The following is an 18,976-nucleotide window of genomic DNA, read 5'->3' as shown; positions in this document are numbered from 1 at the left end:
AATGGCTGAGGGGATGCAGGGATCGGCGCCTGCCTATGACCAGTGGTGCTAAGCCATTGGTGAAATTGAGAGAGTTAAGGCTATGCCATTTGATGGGGCCGGGTCTTGGGCGCCAGTCGCCCTTTCCTCCGATCTACCACCAGGAACCGTCATACCGGCCTGGACGTCGGCCGGCTCAATTGCCCTGTGGCGCAGCCAGTCGGGCCGCGCAACGGCATCCTCAGACCGCTGTCCCCATCGCGGCATGCGATTATCGCATGGTTTCGTCCGCGGCGAGGCACTGTCGTGCATCTATCATGGATGGAGCTATTCCCCATCGGGCGGATGTATCCGTATTCCGGCTCATCCCGATCTCGTCCCTCCGGAAACCATCCGTGTCGCTGTCCAGCAGGTCGAAGAATCGGGCGGCATTTTATGGGTCGCCGTCGAACAGCCGGCGAAGCAGCCTCCGCAACTCGACGCGCTTGTACCGTTACGCTCGTTAACCGTGGAAGCGGACGTTAGGGCGATCGAGGACGCGGCAGGAGCAGAGGTCGATGCGAACGGGCTGATACGCCCGCCTGAATTCCCGTGGATCGGGCTGCTGCTGGCGCCCCAGGAAAGGCATACGCTCGTTCATCTCCTGATCGAACCGGACCGCAGCCCGGCAGAGCGCCTGACGGCTTCGCGCTTCGCCGAATCCCTTCGCCGCCGGGCGGAAGAGCGCCAAAGGGAGAGTGCGGAATGAAAGGCTGCGCGATGATCGACGAATGGTATCCGGTCGGCCTCTTCAGCCAGCTCAGCGAAAAACCGAGCAAGACCTATCTGATGGGCGAGGCGATCGAGGTTGCCCGCGATCACGACGGGAATGCGTGGGTGGTGACAGACAATGGACGGAGCCTTCCGGTCCGCGTCCGATATGGCCATGTCTGGTCTTCCCTCGGAAAGCCGAACAAGGAGCTTTTTGCCATTCCCGAAGCTGATCAGCCAGGCCGCCGCTTCGTCGATGTCGGCGTGGTGCGCGTGCGCTGCTCGCCGCTTCGTGCCGTCGAGAACTTTCTCGACATCGCGCATTTTCCCTTCGTTCACACCGACATCCTCGGTGCGGAGCCGCATACGGAGGTCGAAAACTACAAGGTCGAAATCCGCGAGGGTGTGGATGAAGTCTGGGCGACACAGGTGAAGTTCTACCAGCCGCAGGCTGCAAAATCGGCATCGGGCGGCATTACGACCGAATATATGTACCGCGTGCCGGCGCCGACCTGTTCGGTGCTCTACAAGACGTGCCCTCCGCGACCAGGCGAATGGGACGTCATTACCCTATTCGTGCAGCCTCTTGCCGAGGACGTGTGCGATGTATGGCCGTGGATGGCGCTCTTCGACGATGATACGCCAATGACCGATCTCATCCACTTTCAACAGATGATCTTTCTGCAGGATCGCTCGATCCTCGAAAACCAAATACCCACGCTTCTTCCGCTTGATCCGGGCATGGAAATTCCGACAAGGGCCGACCTCACCTCGGTCGTCTACCGGCGATGGCTCAAGCGCCATAACTATACCTATGGTGCACAGTTGGTCGCACAATGAAACTCTACGATTATGTTCTATCGCCGAGCTGCTACAAGGTACGGCTGATGGCCGCCATCCAGGGCATCAAGCTCGAAATCCGGCCGGTCGACTTCCATCCAGGCGGGGAGCATCGCGGGCCTGAGCTTCTGGCGCTCAATCCGGCAGGGTCCATCCCCATCCTCGAGGATGGCGATCTTGTGCTCACCGAGTCCTCGGCAATGCTTGCTTATCTCGCTGGCAATGGCGCGCCGGAATGGCTGGGACAGGGTTCGCCGCAGGAGACGGCGCGCGTGCAGCAATGGCTGTCCTTCTCGCATCGCCTGACGGCCAGCCTTGGCGGCGCGCGGCTCCACGAAATGCTGCTGCGGCCGGGAGATATCACGGCATTGCAGGCTCAGGGGATTGCGGCACTGCGCGAGCTGGAAGCAGGCCTCTTCGAACAGGGCGAACGCGGCATGCGGTTCCTTGCGGCAAGCCGGCCGACGATCGCGGATATCGCCTGCTTTCCGTATGTGGCGCTTGCACCCGATGGCGGCATCTCGCTCGATCCCTATCCTTTGATCCGGCTTTGGATGCGCGCCGTGCGCAGCCTGCCCGGTTTCATCGAAATGCCCGGCATTCACCGCCTGCACGAGCTGAAACCCGATCCGCATCCGGCAGGGGAGAAATAATGGAATGACCGGCTATCTCCTGAAGAATTGTGCTGTTGTTATCGTCGATGAGGGCAAAGGACCGAGCGTGCGCCGGAACGTCGACCTGCTCACCAAAGGCCCGGTGATCCAGGCGATAGGGGAGAATCTGTCGCTGAACGCGTTGCCCGAAGGTACCGTTGTCCAGGACGCTTCGGCCTGGTTCGTCTATCCGGGGCTCGTCAACACCCATCACCACTTCTTTCAGTGCTTCGTGCGCAATCGGGCCGACCTCGACTGGACGAAGCTCTCCGTCATCGAATGGCTCGACCGGATCTATCCGATCTTCTCGCGACTGACGGAAGACTGCTTCTATCATTCTTCGGTCACTGCCATGGCCGAGATGATCAAGCATGGCTGCACGACCGCATTCGACCATCAATATTGCTTTCCCCGTCATGCGGGAAAGCGCCTGATCGACCGTCAGTTCGAGGCAGCCGACCTTCTCGGCATGCGTTTTCACGCGGGGCGCGGCGGCAATACCCTGCCGAAATCCGAAGGATCGACGATCCCGGATGCCATGCTCGAAACCACGGATGAATTCATCGCCGATTGCGCGCGGCTGATCGACAGCTATCACGATGCCGGCCCCTTCAGCATGCGCCAGGTGGTGGTCGCACCCTGTCAGCCGGTCAATTGCTATCGCGAAACCTTCGTCGAGTCCGTCGAGCTGGCGCGCGATCGTGGCGTGCAGCTGCACACACATGTCGGCGAAGGTGAAAGCCCCGTCATCGAGGCGCGGCATGGCATGCGCACGGTCGACTATTGCGCCGAATTGGGTTTTGCAGGCTCCGACACCTTCTATGCCCATTGCTGGGAACTGACGCACGACGAGTTGCGCAAAATGGCGGCGAGCGGCACGGGCGTCTCCCATTGCCCCGAGCCGGTCTACCTCGTCGGCGCCGAAGTGACCGACATTCCGGCGATGCAGGCCTTCGGCCTGCGTGTCGGCCTTGGTTGCGACGGAGCCGCATCGAACGACAACTCGAACCTCATGCATTGCATCCATTCGGCCTACATGCTGCAGTGCCTGACGGCCTCGACGCGTGCGCATGCCGTCCCTACCCCTCTCGACTTTCTGCAATACGCGACAAGCGGCGGCGCGAGCCTGCTGGGACGCACGGATATCGGCCGTCTCGCGCCGGGCATGGCGGCCGACCTTTTCGCAATCGATACGCGACGAATGGACTATGTCGGGACACGGCATGACCCGCTGAGCCTAATTGCCAAGGTCGGGATCGGCATGCCGACCGATCTGACCATGATCAACGGACGTATCGTCTGGCAAGGCGGCGAATTCACCGGACTGGATGAGGCCGCGCTGTTTGCCGCGGCCGAGGCGACACTTGCAACAGTAGAATTCTGAAAAACCACAAAGGGGAACTGGGATGCAGAACAATCTGACCCGCAGAACATTGATGAAGAGCGCGGCTGTCGCAGGTCTCGCAACGGCCTTTACCGGCCGCTCTGCCTTTGCCGCCGACGAACCGCTCGGCATCACGCTCGTCGTGCCCTCGCCGATCGGCGATGTCGGCTGGGGGCATGCTCTGGCCGCCGGTCTCGATCCGATCAAGGCCGCCTATGGTGACAAGGTCAAGGTGACCGTGATCGAAAACATTGCCGAAGGCCCGGATGCCGACCGTATCATGAACAAGACGGTCGCCGACGGAAACCACTTCCTGATCGCCGGCTCGTTCGGATATCAGAACGGGGCGCTTCAGATCGCCCGCCGCAACCCCAAGGTAACCGTCCTGCATGCGTCCGGCTTCCAGGTCGCGCCGAATTTCTCGCCCTTTGCCGCCAAGTATTTTCAAGGGACATACCTGCTGGGCATGGCGGCGGCCTCGGTCTCCAAGACGGGCAAGCTCGGTTCGGTCTCTGCCTTCGCCATTCCTGAACTGATCACGTCCATCAACGCCTTCACGCTCGGAGCCCAGGCCGTCAAGCCCGACATCGAGGTATCGGTTGTCTGGGTCAATTCCTGGTTCGATCCGGCCAAGGAGCAGGAGGCGGCCAAGGCTTTGATCTCGCAGGGCTGCGACGTGATCTTCTCGAATGCACAGGACACGCCCTCGGTCATCTCCGCCTGCGAGGCAGCCGGCGTTTATGCCTTCAACCTGAATTCCTCGATGAAGAAATATGCGCCGAAGACCTATCTCGGCTGCATTTCCACGGACTGGTCGCCCTTCTTCAAGGCATCGGTCGACGCGCATCTTACCGGCACTTTCAAGGGCACCAACGCGTTCCTCGGCGTCGCGGACAAGGTCGTCGAGGTCGTCGACTGGAGCCCGGCGATCCCGGCAGACACCATGGCGAAGATCAGGCAAGTCGAAGCGAAGATCGGAAGCGGCGGCTTTTCGCCCTTCACAGGCCCGATCGTCAAGGCCGACGGGAGCGAAGGAGCGGCTTCGGGCGTGACATTGACGGACGCCCAGATCGTCGCGATGGACTGGCATGTCAAAGGTGTGAAGACGCCTTTGCCGAAGTAAGTCCGTCATGACCATCCCGCTGCTGTCGCTGCGCGGCATCTCCAAAAGCTACGGCCAGGTCCATGCCAACCAGCATATCGATCTGGACGTAGCCCCCGGGTCGATCCATGCCATCCTCGGGGAAAACGGCGCCGGCAAATCGACCCTGATGAAGCTGATCTACGGCGTCGAACAACCGGAGGCCGGGACGGTTGACTGGCATGGACAGCCCCTCAGCCTTGCCTCCCCCGCGGCGGCGAGGCGTGCGGGCATCGGGATGGTCTTTCAACACTTCTCGCTGTTCGAGAACCTGACGGTGGTCGAAAACATCCGCCTGATTGTATCAGGCCGAAGGGCGGAACTTGCGCAGCGCATCCGCAAGTTAGGTGACAAATTCGGACTTGAGATCGACCCGCTCGCCCATGTGCATGAACTGTCGGTCGGCGAACGGCAGCGGGTGGAGATCATCCGATGCCTGATGACCGATCCGAAACTACTGATCCTCGACGAGCCGACATCCGTCCTGCCGCCACAAGCCGTCGAGAAGCTGTTCGATACACTGCGCCGGCTGCGCGACGGCGGCGTGTCGATCCTCTTCATCTCGCACAAGCTGGAAGAGATCCAGTCATTGTGCGACCGGGCCACCATCCTGCGCGGCGGACGCGTGACCGGACATGTGGATCCGCGCGAGCATGACGCCCATGATCTTGCCCGCATGATGATCGGCCGCGACATGCCCGAGCCGATACCCGCATTGCCGTTGGCCGAGGGCGAAAAGCGCCTGGAGATCATTGGCCTAGATTACCGGCCGGATGATCCTTTCGCGGTACCGCTCTCGACAATCAGCCTGAGCGTGCGCAGCGGCGAGATCCTGGGCATTGCCGGTATTTCCGGGAATGGGCAAAAGGAACTTGCCGCGCTGATTTCGGGGGAAACCATCCTTCCCCGCCACAAGCGCGATCTGATCTTCATGATGGGACGGGATGTCGGCAGCCTCGACGCCGCCAGCCGTCGAAAGCTCGGCTTTGCCTTTGTCCCGGAAGACCGGCTCGGGCATGGCGCGGTCCCCGAAATGTCGCTGATGCTCAATAGCCTGCTGACGGCTCATCCCTTGAAGCTCGCCAGATACGGCCTCCTCGACAGCGCCAAGGCCACCGCCTTCGCGACTGAGTGCATCCGGGACTATGACGTGCGCACGCGCGGCCCGGAGGCGGAAGCAGGCTCGCTTTCAGGAGGAAACCTGCAGAAGTTCATCGTCGGACGCGAAATCATGCTGGCACCGAAATTGCTCTTTCTCGCCCAACCGACCTGGGGCGTCGATGTCGGCGCCGCGTCTGCCATTCGCAAGCGGCTGATCGAGCTACGCAATCAGGGCATGGCAATTCTCGTGATATCCGAAGAGCTCGAGGAATTGTTCGAGCTCAGCGACTTTATCCAGGTTCTGCATCACGGCACGCTGAGCCCGCCGCTCGTCACACGCGATACAAAACCCGAAGAGATCGGTCGATACATGATCGGCGCACAGCCCCGACGGGAGACGCTATCCGCATGAGCAATTCCTTTTTAGTCGCTCTGCCCACCTTGGTTCGCCGGGAACGAGCCTCGTTCACCGCGAAATTGCTCGCGCCGCCGATCGCGCTTGTCGTCACCATCGCTCTCAATCTGGGCCTTTACGTCGCCATGGGCCGGGATCCGGCGGACGTGATCTACGCCATGCTGATCGAACCGTTCTTCTCGTGGGCGTCGTTCTCCGAAGTGTTGCTGAAAACCGGCCCGCTGCTTCTGATCGCACAGGGATTGGCAATCGGCTTTCGCGCCAAAGTCTTCAACATTGGCGCCGAGGGCCAATTCATTCTCGGCGCAATCTTCGCCTCCGCCATACCCATCTGGATGCCGCAGGCGACGGGCCAATGGATCTGGCCGGCAATGCTACTGCTCGGTACAATCGGCGGCGCGCTATGGGCCTCCCTGACCGCGTTTTGGCGCGTCAGACTCAACGCCAACGAAATCCTCGTCTCGCTGATGCTGAGTTTCATCGCCGCGCAATTGCTCAATTATCTGCTTCTCGGCCCCTGGAAAGATCCGAACGGCTTCAATTTTCCTCAGTCGGTGATGTTCCAGTACGACGCCATGGTGCCGGTCCTGTTCGAGGGAACACGCGTCAATGTCTCGCTTATCCTCGCCGTTGCTCTATCGATCGCGGCATGGATCTTCATGCAGAAAAGCTTCGCCGGGTATAAATTGCAGGTTGGCGGACTGGCTCCCAAAGCGGCGAGCTATGCCGGTTTCAAGGAGAGCTGGGCGATTTGGCTCTCGCTCATCATCGGCGGTGCTGCGGCCGGCCTTGCCGGCGCTGCCGAAGTTGCCGGTCCGCTTGGCCAGCTGCAACGCTCCATCTCCACGGGGTATGGCTACGCGGCAATCATCGTTGCCTACCTTGGCGGCCTCAATCCGATCGGCATCGTTGTTTCCTCGATCGTCATGGCAGCGCTCTATATCGGCGGCGATAATGCCATGGTCTCCGCCAATCTGCCCATCGCTGCCGTCCGCGTATTCCAGGGCAGTCTGCTCCTCATCTATCTGATCGCGGTGGCTTTCGTGCGCTATCGCATCGTATGGCGTCCCATGTCCGCTCGGAGCGCATCATGAACGCCGTCGAGTTCATTCTCGCGGGCATGCTCGCAGCCGCAACGCCCTTTCTGCTAGCAGCCTTAGGTGAGCTTGTCGTTGAGCGCGCCGGCGCGCTCAATCTCGGCGTCGAAGGCTTGATGGCGCTTGGTGCGGTCATCGCCTTCATTGTCGTTTATCATGGCGGCGGCCATTTTCTCGCCTTCCTAGCGGCCGGTCTCGGAAGCGCCCTGCTTTCCCTGATTTTTGCCGGCATCGTCCTCAGCTTCAACGCAAACCAGGTCGCGGCCGGTCTTGCGCTCGGCATTCTCGGCCAAGGCCTCTCGGCGCTGTTTGGCAAGAGCTACGAAAGCCTGACCGTCACCACACTCCCGAAGATCGCGATCCCCGGGCTTTGGCAAATTCCGGTCGTCGGCGGGTTCTTCAATCAGGATATCGTCGTCTGGATCTCCCTTGCCGTGACCTTGGGCATCTGGGCGCTGTTTGCCTATGGCAAGATCGGCCTTGTCCTTCGCGCCGTCGGTGAAAATCCGAAAGCCGCCCATGCCATCGGCTACCCCATCATCGCGATCCGCTTCGCTGCGGTTGCCTTTGGTGGCATGATGGCAGGTTTTGCCGGCGCCTATGCCGCGACGATCTACACGCCGCTCTGGGCCGACGGCATGATTGCCGGCCGCGGCTGGATTGCCATTGCCCTCGTCGTCTTTGGAACCTGGCTGACCTCGAGGATTTTCCTAGGGGCCTGCCTGTTTGGCGCGGTATCGCTGATGGGGCTTGCCGCCCAGGCAGGCGGACTTGCCGTTTCCTCGCAGCTGCTGGCATGCCTGCCCTATCTCGTGACGATCATCGTGCTCGGCATCATCTCGGCAGATCGCCGCTTGCTGAAGCTCAATGGCGTCGCCTCACTCGGCGAACCGTTCGAACGGTAGCGGAAACGTCGGCCAGCACTCCGTGCAGTCGGTCGCAGCTTGCGTCTGCAAGGCGAAATCATACGAAAAACAGCCCGGATATCGCAGCCCTGGGATGTTTCATATCTCTGAAATCCTTCGATAATTGCATAGTGTGGCCCCATGGGTTGACCGATGGGAGGCGTGCCCAACATTACATTGCGGCAGTCGTCGATCCGCACTTACCACAAGCGGACGAACCTGCCTTGTGAACGACGAAGGCCGTGCGCGGCAAGACTTCCGCAATTTTTTGAAACATGCCGTTTGTTTCAAACACGTGATCACGCGCTGCCTTATCGGTCCGGAACTGCCCAAGTTTGGCCGGATTCCATTCGGAAGCCTCGAACCTCGCCTGGCAAGTTCATCGGTCCATACGGTGCGCAACGAAGAAAAAGAGCATCTGCAAGCAGCAGACCATTGGGAGCTGGCGCCGTCATTGAGGGGTCCGAGATTGGCTTAAAGCCGGGGGTGTCTATGCCGAATATACGCGACCGCCAATTGGACGGCTTGAGAACCATCGCCGTTGCCATGGTGCTCTACGCACATTTTTTTGCAGCCGACGGCTCGATCTGGGGCCATCTCGGCGTTCGTCTGTTCTTCGTACTCAGCGGCTTCCTGATCACGCGGCTGCTGTTGGAGGCACGAACCGATGCCCGCTACCAGCCGGCCACCGCGCTGAAGGCATTCTATATCCGGCGTGCGCTGCGCATATTTCCCCCCTACTTCGCTATTCTGGCGCTGGTATGGTTCGTCAATCTCGAAGGCATTCGCGGCACAGGCAGTCTGAAATGGCATATACTCTATCTGGCAAATTATTGGTATGCCCTGCGCGGTGAATGGACGCCGTGGGTCCTGTGCCATACCTGGAGCCTCAGCATCGAGGAACAATTCTATATCGTCTGGCCGCTGGCAATCCTGCTGGCGCCGCGCCGGATGGTCGGGCGTCTCTGTGTTGCCGTCATTGCCTGCTCGCTCGCCTATCGCCTCTATTGGCCGCTGACGGGGACGCCCTCCCTCATGCGCGACCTGCTGCCCTCGGCCTCCATGGATGCGCTGGCGGGCGGCGCCCTGCTTGCGACCTATCGCGAGAGAACACAGGCCTGGCCGCAATGGATGCAGCTGGGCTGGATGCCGTTGGCGGCCGCCGCCACCGTGGCACTATGGCTGAGACCCGATCCGACAACGCCTGTTCTCGACTGGTTCATCTGGATCGGCTCGGAGGTTTTCCCGCTCGTGCCGCTCGTCATGCTGGTCGGCGGCGCCTCCTTGGGTTTTCGATCCGGTTTCGGCCGGTTGCTCGAATCCTCGCCGATGGCAGCCACCGGGCGCGTCAGTTACGGCATCTACCTCTTCCATCCAATCATTCTTTCGCTGACCATCAAGGCTCAAGCCTGGATTCCGGTCAACGTCTCGGAACAGGGCTTCGGCCGCTTGATCGTCGGAAGTGTCGCGACCTTGGCTCTGGCTTCCATCTCCTGGCACCTTTTCGAGAAACCGTTGAATGGCCTCAAGCGCCATTTCCCCTATGTCGACCGCAGCCATCCGCCGGCTGCCGCGATCGGGGAACTGAGGGAACGGCGACCCGATGCGACAATATATGAAACGGCGCTCTCTCGCCGTGACGGCGACGTCGTCCAAACCTCCGATCTACAATAGCTGCGCGAGCTGAAGAATGTCCGTTCCACTGGTTTCCGTCCTGCTGCCTGTCTATAACGGCGAACCCTATCTCGCCGCGGCCATCGAGAGCGTCCTGCGACAGGATCACAAACATCTCGACGTGATTGCCATCGACGATGGTTCCACCGACCGGTCGCTGAACATCCTGCAAAGATATCAAGTGACCGACGACCGCATTCGCGTCGTCTCGCGCGAAAACCGTGGGCTTATTGCGACGCTCAACGAAGGCATGACCCTGGCGAAAGGCGAATTCATCGCCCGGATGGATGCCGACGACATTGCTTATCCCACGCGTTTTTCACGCCAGATCGCCCTGTTTCGAGAGCGGCCAGAGCTTGCCATCAGCGGCACGGGCGTCGACCGGCTCATCGGCAAGCGCGTTGTGCGCGGCACGCCCAATCCGATCCATCAGTCCGCCGATTGGTATATCCTGTCGCTGTTTTACACCGTCTTCATGCATTCCACCGTGATGTACAACCGCAACGTCATTCCGGCCGATATGCTGACCTATGATGCAAGCTATGTGCATGCGGAGGATTTCGATCTGTTCCGGCGGATCAGCCGCGAATTTCCCGCCGCCATGATCGACGACAGCCTTGTCGCCTACCGCGTTCACGACGAAAGCGTCACCAACAAACACAAGCGGCTGATGCGCCGCACGCATCTTGCAATCGCCGCCGAAAATCTCCAGCGGGAAGCCCTGATCGACGATCCCTATGCCCTAAACGACATCGGTGCGGCAGTAACGCCGGACACAGTTTCCCGTGCCGCCGACTGTCTCCTCTCCATCGAAGACAGGATCGCCGCGCGCGGCTTGCGAACCTCCGCAAGTCATCAGGAAGGGCTGATGTGTTTCTTCTATTTCCTCTATCAGCTCATCGCGGACGAGAAGCAGCCCGCGTTGACGCATCAATTCCTCACACAGACGGGCAAATGGCACACGATACGGCGTCGCGAGCGGTATGGACTTCGCGCCGCCGCCTATGCGCCCTGGTGCAGCGGCCTTTGGAGCGATGCGAGCCTGCGCCTCGATGCGCTGGCTAGGTATCGGCAATCGGTCCCGGCAAAAAGCGTGCTGCCATTGCAAGGGCTTGCCTGATATGGCCGGGGAGGGTTCTGACATCGCGAGAGAATATCCTCAACAGGCTACAAAGCCCCCTCGTCCCTTCGTCGGCCGCGCTCCGGCAGCGAGTTTCATCGTCTGCACCCGTAACCGCGCCCGGGCGCTTACGGCTTGCATCCGATCGATTGAAGCAGCAAGTCGCGCGCATGGCTCGATGACAAGCGAGCTGATAGTGGTCGACAATGGCTCGACCGACGATACCGCCGAGCGGCTAGCCCACATCGTCGCCACGTCGAGCATCGCGATCACACCGGTGGTGGAACGCCGCCGCGGCTTGGCCGCTGCCCGCAATGCGGGGATGGAGCGGTCTCGCGGGCGCATCTTGATCTTCATCGACGACGATTGCGAAGTGGACCTGCACTACCTGCGGGATCTGGAGCGGCATTATGCGAGTGGAGAGCGCCTCGTCATCCGAGGCGGCCGTGTCGAACTCGGCAATGCGCGCGATCTGCCGTTTACGATCAAGCGATCGCGGGAGCCGGCCCGCTTTACACCCGATGTCCATCCGGGCGGCTTCATCCTGGGCTGCAACATGACGATGCACCGGGAAGTCGCCCAGCGCGTCGGCCGCTTCGACGAGCGCTTCGGCGCCGGCAGCGCCCTTCAATCGGCCGAGGACACAGACTACCTTGTCCGTGCCTTCAAGCTTGGCATTCCCATCGAATATGTTCCCGACATGAACGTGCTCCATTATCACGGACGCAACACACGCGAGGCGATCGAACGGCTTCATCGCAACTACAGCCTCGGAAACGGCGGCCTCTGTCTGAAGCATCTGCTCAGCGCGCCGTGGCTGCTGCGTCATTTCTATTGGAGTTTCCGTTCGGCCTGGCGAGAATTATGGGGCGGGCCCCGCTTCGATCCGGAAGTCTCCCTGTCTCATTGGCCGATCGTGTATATGAATTTGCTGGGCGCGTTCGAATTCGTAGGATGTGCCATGACGAACCGCCCGCAACAGCCGGAACTGAACCAGATCAAGCAGACAACCCGTTCGTTGAGGTAAGATCCGCATGCTGAAACTTCTCCTGCCGGGTCTGCACCTCCTACGACAGGCGTTGGGCCGGCAGATCCGGCTCCTGCCGGTCGTCGTCATTCTTGGCCTTATCAGCGCGGTGCTTGAAGGCACCGGCATCGGCCTCATCATTCCGATGCTCAGCATTATCGGCGGCGAAAAAGCTCCGACGGGACTGAGCGGATTTTCCGCCCTCTTCCAGCAGGCCGGGTCGGGTCTGGACGACCGGCAGCGGATGATGGCCATCGCCGCCTGCATCCTGGTGCTGATCACCTTGAAGAACATTCTCGCCTTCGCCAATATGGCGCTTACCAACTTCATCCACGGCAAAGCAGGCCATGCGATCCGTAGCGCGCTCGCTGATCAACTCCTGAAGATCGGATATCCATTCTTCCTGCAGGAAAGCCCCGGCCGGCTTCTCAACATCATCTCCAACGAATCCTGGCGGGCATCGGATGCGATACAGACGGTGCTGGCGGCGATGGTGAACGCGTCGGCGGCCATCATTCTGCTTGCCTTTCTGCTGCTACTGTCGTGGCAAATGACGCTCTGCGTCGCGCTCGGCCTTATCCTTGTCCAGGCCGCGCATGCCGGCCTCTCCGCCGGCCTGAAGATGCCGAGCCGCCAGGTCGCCTCTTCCAACAGTGAACTTGCCAGCAGAATGCTGCATCTCGTCCACGCCGGACGGCTGATCCGCATTTTCGGTCAGGAGGGGCGCGAAAAGGCCGTGTTCGACGGAGCATCCAACGCCGTGAGGAAGGCGGGCTTCGCTCTGCAGACCCGTCAGGGCGCGCTGCCGCCGCTGACCGAAGTGCTGCATTCGGCGCTCTTCCTCGCGGTGGTCGTCAGCGCCTGGGCCTTTGACGTCAGCTTTCCTATCATCGTGGCCTTCGTGGTCTTGCTGTACCGACTGCAGCCGCATGTGCGCGCCCTGCAGCAGGCATGGAGCCAAGTGCAGGGCTGGAGCGGCTCACTGGAGGAAGTGCGCTGGCTGCTCGATACCTCCGACAAGCCTCAGCCGCCGGCTGGTGACCTGCCGGCTCCCGGACTGAGCCGGGAGATCAAATTCGACGGCGTGACCTTTAAATATCCAGGCTCCGCCGCACGGCCGGTGGTGCTGCGCTCCGCCAGCTTCGAAGTTCGCCACGGTCGCTCCACCGCCCTCATCGGCCGATCGGGTGCGGGGAAAACGACCATCGTGAACCTGCTTTGCCGCTTCGTCGAACCCGACGAAGGCGAGATCCTGATCGACGGATTGCCGCTTAGCCGCATTGATCCCACCCAATGGCGAAACAGGCTCGCACTTGCCAGCCAGGACCTGGAACTGGTTGACGGCACCATTCTCGAAAACATCGCCTATGGACAGCATACCTCGCCCGCCGAGGCTGAGCAGGCGGCCAGGCTTGCCGAAGCGCATGAATTCATCGAGAAGCTCCCCGAGGGATACGAAACGCTCGTCGGTTACAGGGGCGCCAGCCTGTCGGCCGGACAGCGGCAGCGCATCGCGCTCGCACGGGCACTCGTTCGTGATCCCGATATCCTTATTCTGGACGAAGCCACCAACGCCATGGATGGATTGTCGGAAGCCGCCATCGTCGAGACGCTGAAATTGCGCGCCGGCCGCCGCACCACGATCGTGATCAGCCATCACCGCAGCACGATCTCCTTCTGCGACGACGTCGTTATCCTGAGCGGCGGGCGTGTCCGCAATCAGACAGCGTTCGCCGAAGTCGCGTCCCTCAGCATGGACCAGCTTTACGAACAAGAGCTGCCATAGTCTCACTCGCGAACCACCAATCGTTCGCGGCCCCTTCCTGCGACGGACGTCAGAAGCGATATTGCATCTGAAGCGAGTACTGCTTGAATCAAGCGCATTTTGGCTGACGGCGCTCCATGTATCTCCCTTGACGACCACTCGTCTCAAGGCGGTGGGCCGATGGAATCGCGTATGACCAATCGGCACTCCATCTTCAGCCGCACTGGCGATTTCTTAGGCTGCGCTACCTTTTCCAAAAGTTCGGTCACAGCCCATCGACCCATGTCCATGTGAGGTAGCTTCAATGTCGTGAGCGGTGGCAGGATTTTTCGGGCAAGGCTTTCATCGTCGAACCCGACGACGGAAATGTCGTCGGGGATTTTCAAACCGCGCATCCGGATCGCATCATAGGCACCCATAGCGACCCGGTCTGAAAAGCAGAACACCGCTGTCGGCGGCGACGGCAGATCGAGCAGTTGAAACATCTTTTCCCGGCCGAGATCGAGTGACCAGGCTTCCGAGAGGATCAAATCAGGATCGACGGCGATGTCGTAAGTCGTCAGCGCCTGGCGATAACCGCTTAGGCGATCCCGGGCGGCTTCAAGCCGCTGCCTGCCCGCGTCGATCATAGCTATGCGGCGATGTCCAGCTTTGATCAGCACTTCCGTCGCCGCAAAGCCACCAGCGTGATCGCCTGGAATGATGGACGAGAATTCAGCTCGTTGCTGATGACAGTTCAAAAGGACGGCGGGATAGCTACTGAGCTTGGTGGGCAGCACTGGCGCCAACTGGGTGATGAGCGTGGCATAGATCACCCCAACGATCTGGCGCCGCCCGAGATAATCGAGAATCGACTCAGCGAATTCGACCTGTCCGCCGGTAACGACCGTGAGGGCCGCGATGCCCTGCTCTTCCGCCGCGCTGCGAACGCCTTCGATCAGCGGCGCTGCATGCTGCGAGGCCATGAGATCGTCGATCAGAAGAACAATAATCCCGCCGATCGGGTCATTGGCCGGTGGGGTCTTCTGGTAGCCAAGCTCCTCCGCAACCGCCAGCACACGCTCACGCACCTTCTCCGAAACCCGCTTGCCAGGCACCTCGTTCAGCACCAGTGAAACCGTCGCATGCGAAACGCCGACCTGCGAGGCGATATCGGACATGGTCGGTCGTTTCGTCGTTTTGTCGTTCACTCAGTTTCTTTCTCGGACTTAAGGGCAGCTCCGTGCACGTTAGAAAATCTGACGGACGATGTGAAGCCGCAGCTCTTGCAGAAGTTAAATATATAAGTTACGAAACTTCCTTGTAACTAACTTTGTGACTAAATCAAACCGGAAAGCTCGCGGCAATGTCCATCGCCTCCCGCCGTTTCCCCGATACCCACTCCGGCCCGCGTGCGCGCCTGTCTCTTGATGGAACCTGGGACTTTCAGCTAGAGGGACAAACGTCGACGACGATTGCCGTACCCGCGCCTTGGCAGGCGCATTTTCCGGATTTGCGAGCCGCAGCTGGCGTCGCGACCTATTCACGCGCTGTCGCCGTACCGAAAGAGTGGCGGGATCGTCAGGTGATCGTGCATTTCGGTGCCGTGAACTATTTTGCCGAAGTCTCGGTCAACGGCCGTGCTCTCGGTTCTCACGAAGGCGGCTATCTGCCGTTCGAATTCGTCATTCCCGGTGATCTTCTCAAGGACGAACTGCGCCTGGAAGTGAAGGTTACGTTGCCAAGTGCTGATGCACAGGCTTTTCCCGACTTCCCGTTTGACGAGATCCCGCATGGTAAGCAAAGCTGGTACGGCATGCTGGGCGGCATTTGGCAGTCGGTCTGGCTTGAATGCCGCTGTGAGGCGCATATCACTCACCAGGCCATTCGCGCCGATCTCGCCATGGGCGAGGTCATCATCGATGTCGAGCTGGCATCGCCCTTCACCGGCGCATTGACGATCACGCTTCTTGACCGCAATGGTAAGATTGCATCAACCGTCGAGCTCGCACTCAATGGCGAGATGCACGCCTCTGCCGCCCTCAGCGTCGCGAAGGTGGAGGCATGGTCGCTTGATGATCCCGCGCTCTATCGCGCCGTTTTAGAGCTGTCAGAGCAGGGTGTCGTCCGTGACTCGATCGAGGAGAACTTCGGCTTTCGCACCTTCGAAGCCAAGGATGGCAAATTCTTCTTGAACGGACAGCCCTTCTACATGCGTGGGGCACTGGATCAGGATTATTATCCTGAGGGCATCTGCACGCCGCCATCGACCGAGTTCCTGGAAGATCAGGCGCGCAAGTCGAAAGAGCTCGGCCTCAACCTCCTGCGCTGTCACATCAAGGTGCCTGATCCACGCTACTACGACGTGGCGGACCGGTTCGGCCTGCTGGTCTGGACGGAGATCCCGAACATTCAGACCTTCACCGAGAAGTCGGCCAAGCGCCTGCTCGATACGATGGAAGGAATCCTTCGCCGCGACGGCAACCATCCCTCCATCGTGATCTGGACCATTATCAACGAGGATTGGGGGACGCGCCTTGTCGAAAGCGCCGATCAGCGATCCTGGTTGGAAAACGCCTACCATTGGCTGAAGGAGAAGGATCCGACGCGGCTAGTCGTAGACAATTCCGCCTGCATTCCCAACTTCCACGTCGTTTCCGACATCGATGACTACCATTATTACGCTTCTGTCCCGGAAATGGCGCGCGAATGGGCCGATTGGGTTTCAGCCTTCGCCGGAAGGCCCGGCTGGTCCTATTCGCCGAACGGCGATGCGAAACGGCGTGGCGACGAGCCGCTCGTCGTCTCCGAGTTCGGTGTCTGGGGCCTGCCGCATCCCGAAAAACTCAAACGGGACGACAAGGAACCCTTCTGGTTCATCAACGGCCTGGAATGGGATAGCGACGGGGCGACCTATCCACACGGCGTCGAGCAGCGCTTCCGCACCTATCAGTTCGACAAGATCTTTCCGTCCTTCCATTCCTTTATCAAGGACACGCAATGGCATCAGTTCAATGCGCTCAAGTTCGAAATCGAAGAGATGCGCCGCCATGCCTCGATACAGGGTTATGTCATCACCGAGCTGACCGACCTGCATTGGGAAGCCAATGGATTGATGGACATGCAGCGAAATACGCGCGCCTATCACAACCGCTTCCATGAGATTAATACCGATGTTGTCATCGTCCCGCGCATGCAGCATTACGCGGTCTGGGCAGGCGATGCGGGGAGCATCGAACTCGAAATCTCGACCGGCGGCACGACGCTCCCACCGACCGAATTGCACTACAGCGTCAACGGCGCGAATGCGGGAAAGATCGCGATCCCCGCGCTGAACGCAACGTCGGTGCATCATTTGCCAGTGCTTTCCCTTCCCTTTACGGTGGATATGGCCGGCAAACAAATCAGCATTCAGTTCACGCTCACCGCGGACGACAGCGAGATCGCGCGCAACAGCCTCGACGTCAGCGTCTATGGTCGCCGCTCCAAGCCGACAATCTCCGTATTCTCGGCGGAACCCGAGATCGCGCAATATCTGAGCGCGCTTGGCTACGACGTTGCCGATGCCGACAGGGCGGACGTGCGGGTCGCATCCTCTCTCAATCAGGCAGATATCGATGCCATGGAGCACGGCGCCCATTATGTGTCGCTCGCCGATGCGGCAACCCTTCCCTTCGGCAATCTGCGCAATGACCAACCAAACTGGAATTATCCGACCGGCGGCGATCGCGGACAGTCCATGCCGCAGATGCGTGTCACCGAACGCAACGGCACCATCTGGAAAGGCAACTGGGTTACGGGTTTTAGCTGGCTGAAGCGGTCGGGGGCCTTCGAACGCCTGCCAGGCGGTCCGCTGACCGACCTCTCCTTCGTCGGCGTCAACCCCAACCGCGTTATCACTGGCTTCCGCCCGATCCATTTCGACGGTTTGGTCCATGCCGGCACGATGGTGGGCTGGATTCACAAGCCCTGCGCGACCATTGCCGAACGACGAGTCGGTGCTGGTCGCATTGTAGCCACCACCTTCGGTCTGATGCGCGAACCTGCCGGTACCGATCCGGTCGCAGCAACCTTGCTCGATTGCATCATCGAAACAGCGGCTACCCGATAGGCCGGCGGCAGAACCGAACCGCCGCACATCATTGAGAGGAGATGTAAGGTCAATCGGCATCGACGGTTCGGACATGTGGCAGCGCCGCAAATGTGTTTGCTGCCGGCGAAACGAAAGGGATGCCTTTTGAATTGGGGAGCAGCAATTTTCACGCGGCTCGTTGGCGCCAGCGCAAGACATAGGCCAGCCTTTAGGGGTGGCTTGGGAGGAAAATAGAACAGCCTGGAGGAGAGAAATGCGTAATCTGTTGAGAACATCGATCGCGGCGTTAGCCCTTATCACCGCCTTTCCGGCATTCGCCGTCGAGAATGTCGTTTGGTGGGACTTTTTATCCGGAGGCGACGGCGTGCGAATGAAGGCGCTGATCCAGCGCTTCAACGACGAGCACAAGGACAAGATTCAAATCACGGGCACCACGCTCGAATGGGGCATTCCTTATTATACCAAATTGCAGACATCCGCTGCTGTCGGCCAAGGACCCGACATCGCGACCTATCACCTGTCACGGCTGGCTGCTGCTGTCTCCGCCAAGACGGTCTCGCCGATCGATCCGAAGGAGCTCGAGGCCGTCGGCCTGAAAGATAGCGACTATCCGCCGAACGCAATCGCCGCCTCGACGGTCGACAATATACGTTACGCCATTCCTTTTGATGTGCACGGAGAGGTGCTCTATTACAACAAGAATGTGCTAAAGGACCTCGGGGCGCTCGGCAATGACGGAAAACCCACCGGCATTGACAGGCTGGAGGGTTGGCGTGCGCTCTTGGCCAAGGCCAAGGAGGCGGGAAAAAATGGTGTCGTTATTGCCTCGTCAACCGGGGATTTGCGCGACATTTACACCTTGTTCGGCCAGCTGGGAGGTGCGCTTACGGAAAACGGTAAGTTCCTGCAGGGCGACAACCTCGAAAAAATGGAAAAAGCATATGGCGAGGTTGCCGATTGGGTGAAGCAAGGTTGGGCCCAGCCTATATCGACTCTGAAACCATCACGCCCACCTTCCTCGCCGGTCAATCCGCCTTTTTCTTGAACGGCAAC

At 60.1% G+C, this 18,976-nt stretch carries 16 protein-coding genes; 15 read left to right on the top strand and 1 reads right to left on the bottom strand.

Going from position 1 to position 18,976, the window contains the following annotated elements; all coding sequences use genetic code 11:
• The first annotated feature begins 82 nt into the window (after positions 1-82).
• The 13 genes from HGP12_RS12500 (at position 83) to HGP12_RS12440 (ending at position 13,872) form a co-directional block, all read left to right on the top strand.
• The gene (locus HGP12_RS12500) at positions 83-727 is read left to right on the top strand and encodes a Rieske 2Fe-2S domain-containing protein (RefSeq protein WP_168878934.1); all 645 of its coding nucleotides are present in this window, start codon (positions 83-85) and stop codon (positions 725-727) included.
• Complete coding sequence (locus HGP12_RS12495; protein ID WP_168878933.1) at positions 724-1,569, top strand: aromatic ring-hydroxylating dioxygenase subunit alpha; 846 nt, start codon at positions 724-726, stop codon at positions 1,567-1,569. Before HGP12_RS12500 ends, HGP12_RS12495 begins: the two co-directional genes overlap by 4 nt.
• Positions 1,566-2,222 carry a glutathione S-transferase family protein gene (locus HGP12_RS12490; protein WP_168878932.1) on the top strand — a complete coding sequence of 219 codons (657 nt, stop codon included), beginning with the start codon at positions 1,566-1,568 and terminating at the stop codon, positions 2,220-2,222. The genes HGP12_RS12495 and HGP12_RS12490 overlap by 4 nt, the downstream gene beginning before the upstream one ends.
• Before the next feature lie 4 nt (positions 2,223-2,226).
• The gene (locus HGP12_RS12485) at positions 2,227-3,606 is read left to right on the top strand and encodes an amidohydrolase (protein ID WP_168878931.1); all 1,380 of its coding nucleotides are present in this window, start codon (positions 2,227-2,229) and stop codon (positions 3,604-3,606) included.
• 22 nt (positions 3,607-3,628) lie between these two features.
• Complete coding sequence (locus HGP12_RS12480; protein ID WP_168878930.1) at positions 3,629-4,729, top strand: BMP family ABC transporter substrate-binding protein; 1,101 nt, start codon at positions 3,629-3,631, stop codon at positions 4,727-4,729.
• A 7-nt stretch (positions 4,730-4,736) separates the two neighbouring features.
• Positions 4,737-6,260 (top strand): ABC transporter ATP-binding protein, encoded by a 1,524-nt coding sequence (locus tag HGP12_RS12475; protein ID WP_168878929.1) that lies wholly within the window; start codon positions 4,737-4,739, stop codon positions 6,258-6,260.
• On the top strand, positions 6,257-7,357 hold the full coding sequence (locus HGP12_RS12470; RefSeq protein ID WP_168878928.1) for an ABC transporter permease: 1,101 nt from the start codon (positions 6,257-6,259) through the stop codon (positions 7,355-7,357). The genes HGP12_RS12475 and HGP12_RS12470 overlap by 4 nt, the downstream gene beginning before the upstream one ends.
• Positions 7,354-8,265 carry an ABC transporter permease gene (locus HGP12_RS12465; RefSeq protein WP_168878927.1) on the top strand — a complete coding sequence of 304 codons (912 nt, stop codon included), beginning with the start codon at positions 7,354-7,356 and terminating at the stop codon, positions 8,263-8,265. Before HGP12_RS12470 ends, HGP12_RS12465 begins: the two co-directional genes overlap by 4 nt.
• A 226-nt stretch (positions 8,266-8,491) precedes the next feature.
• On the top strand, positions 8,492-8,743 hold the full coding sequence (locus HGP12_RS12460) for a hypothetical protein (RefSeq protein ID WP_168878926.1): 252 nt from the start codon (positions 8,492-8,494) through the stop codon (positions 8,741-8,743).
• Between the two features lie 14 nt (positions 8,744-8,757).
• On the top strand, positions 8,758-9,939 hold the full coding sequence (locus tag HGP12_RS12455) for an acyltransferase family protein (RefSeq protein ID WP_168878925.1): 1,182 nt from the start codon (positions 8,758-8,760) through the stop codon (positions 9,937-9,939).
• 16 nt (positions 9,940-9,955) lie between these two features.
• Positions 9,956-11,059, top strand: a complete 1,104-nt coding sequence (locus HGP12_RS12450) for a glycosyltransferase family 2 protein (RefSeq protein WP_168878924.1) — start codon at positions 9,956-9,958, stop codon at positions 11,057-11,059.
• A gap of 1 nt (position 11,060) precedes the next feature.
• Positions 11,061-12,086: a glycosyltransferase family 2 protein gene (locus HGP12_RS12445; RefSeq protein ID WP_168878923.1), complete on the top strand. Its 1,026-nt coding sequence runs from the start codon at positions 11,061-11,063 to the stop codon at positions 12,084-12,086.
• A gap of 7 nt (positions 12,087-12,093) precedes the next feature.
• On the top strand, positions 12,094-13,872 hold the full coding sequence (locus tag HGP12_RS12440) for an ABC transporter ATP-binding protein (protein ID WP_168878922.1): 1,779 nt from the start codon (positions 12,094-12,096) through the stop codon (positions 13,870-13,872).
• 143 nt (positions 13,873-14,015) lie between these two features.
• On the opposite strand, the gene HGP12_RS12435 is transcribed toward HGP12_RS12440, so the two are convergent.
• The gene (locus HGP12_RS12435; protein ID WP_168878921.1) at positions 14,016-15,011 is read right to left on the bottom strand and encodes a LacI family DNA-binding transcriptional regulator; all 996 of its coding nucleotides are present in this window, start codon (positions 15,009-15,011) and stop codon (positions 14,016-14,018) included.
• Between the two features lie 185 nt (positions 15,012-15,196).
• Between HGP12_RS12435 and HGP12_RS12430 the strand changes: the two genes are divergently transcribed.
• On the top strand, positions 15,197-17,941 hold the full coding sequence (locus HGP12_RS12430) for a glycoside hydrolase family 2 protein (RefSeq protein ID WP_168878920.1): 2,745 nt from the start codon (positions 15,197-15,199) through the stop codon (positions 17,939-17,941).
• Positions 17,942-18,176: 235 nt separating this feature from the next.
• Positions 18,177-18,968 carry an extracellular solute-binding protein gene (locus tag HGP12_RS33990; protein WP_246703348.1) on the top strand — a complete coding sequence of 264 codons (792 nt, stop codon included), beginning with the start codon at positions 18,177-18,179 and terminating at the stop codon, positions 18,966-18,968.
• Positions 18,969-18,976 lie beyond the last annotated feature (8 nt).

Source organism: Rhizobium sp. P28RR-XV (assembly GCF_012641385.1).
Taxonomy (GTDB): Bacteria; Pseudomonadota; Alphaproteobacteria; order Rhizobiales; family Rhizobiaceae; genus Rhizobium.
Note: the sequence above shows the minus strand (reverse complement) of the source record. Positions and strands in the feature narration are given on the sequence as shown.

Coding starts and splice junctions, on each gene's coding strand:
- HGP12_RS12500 (WP_168878934.1), top strand. CDS start 83: ATGCCATTTGATGGGGCCGGGTCTTGGGCGCCAGTCGCCCTTTCCTCC.
- HGP12_RS12495 (WP_168878933.1), top strand. CDS start 724: ATGAAAGGCTGCGCGATGATCGACGAATGGTATCCGGTCGGCCTCTTC.
- HGP12_RS12490 (WP_168878932.1), top strand. CDS start 1,566: ATGAAACTCTACGATTATGTTCTATCGCCGAGCTGCTACAAGGTACGG.
- HGP12_RS12485 (WP_168878931.1), top strand. CDS start 2,227: ATGACCGGCTATCTCCTGAAGAATTGTGCTGTTGTTATCGTCGATGAG.
- HGP12_RS12480 (WP_168878930.1), top strand. CDS start 3,629: ATGCAGAACAATCTGACCCGCAGAACATTGATGAAGAGCGCGGCTGTC.
- HGP12_RS12475 (WP_168878929.1), top strand. CDS start 4,737: ATGACCATCCCGCTGCTGTCGCTGCGCGGCATCTCCAAAAGCTACGGC.
- HGP12_RS12470 (WP_168878928.1), top strand. CDS start 6,257: ATGAGCAATTCCTTTTTAGTCGCTCTGCCCACCTTGGTTCGCCGGGAA.
- HGP12_RS12465 (WP_168878927.1), top strand. CDS start 7,354: ATGAACGCCGTCGAGTTCATTCTCGCGGGCATGCTCGCAGCCGCAACG.
- HGP12_RS12455 (WP_168878925.1), top strand. CDS start 8,758: ATGCCGAATATACGCGACCGCCAATTGGACGGCTTGAGAACCATCGCC.
- HGP12_RS12450 (WP_168878924.1), top strand. CDS start 9,956: ATGTCCGTTCCACTGGTTTCCGTCCTGCTGCCTGTCTATAACGGCGAA.
- HGP12_RS12445 (WP_168878923.1), top strand. CDS start 11,061: ATGGCCGGGGAGGGTTCTGACATCGCGAGAGAATATCCTCAACAGGCT.
- HGP12_RS12440 (WP_168878922.1), top strand. CDS start 12,094: ATGCTGAAACTTCTCCTGCCGGGTCTGCACCTCCTACGACAGGCGTTG.
- HGP12_RS12435 (WP_168878921.1), bottom strand. CDS start 15,011: ATGTCCGATATCGCCTCGCAGGTCGGCGTTTCGCATGCGACGGTTTCA.
- HGP12_RS12430 (WP_168878920.1), top strand. CDS start 15,197: ATGTCCATCGCCTCCCGCCGTTTCCCCGATACCCACTCCGGCCCGCGT.
- HGP12_RS33990 (WP_246703348.1), top strand. CDS start 18,177: ATGCGTAATCTGTTGAGAACATCGATCGCGGCGTTAGCCCTTATCACC.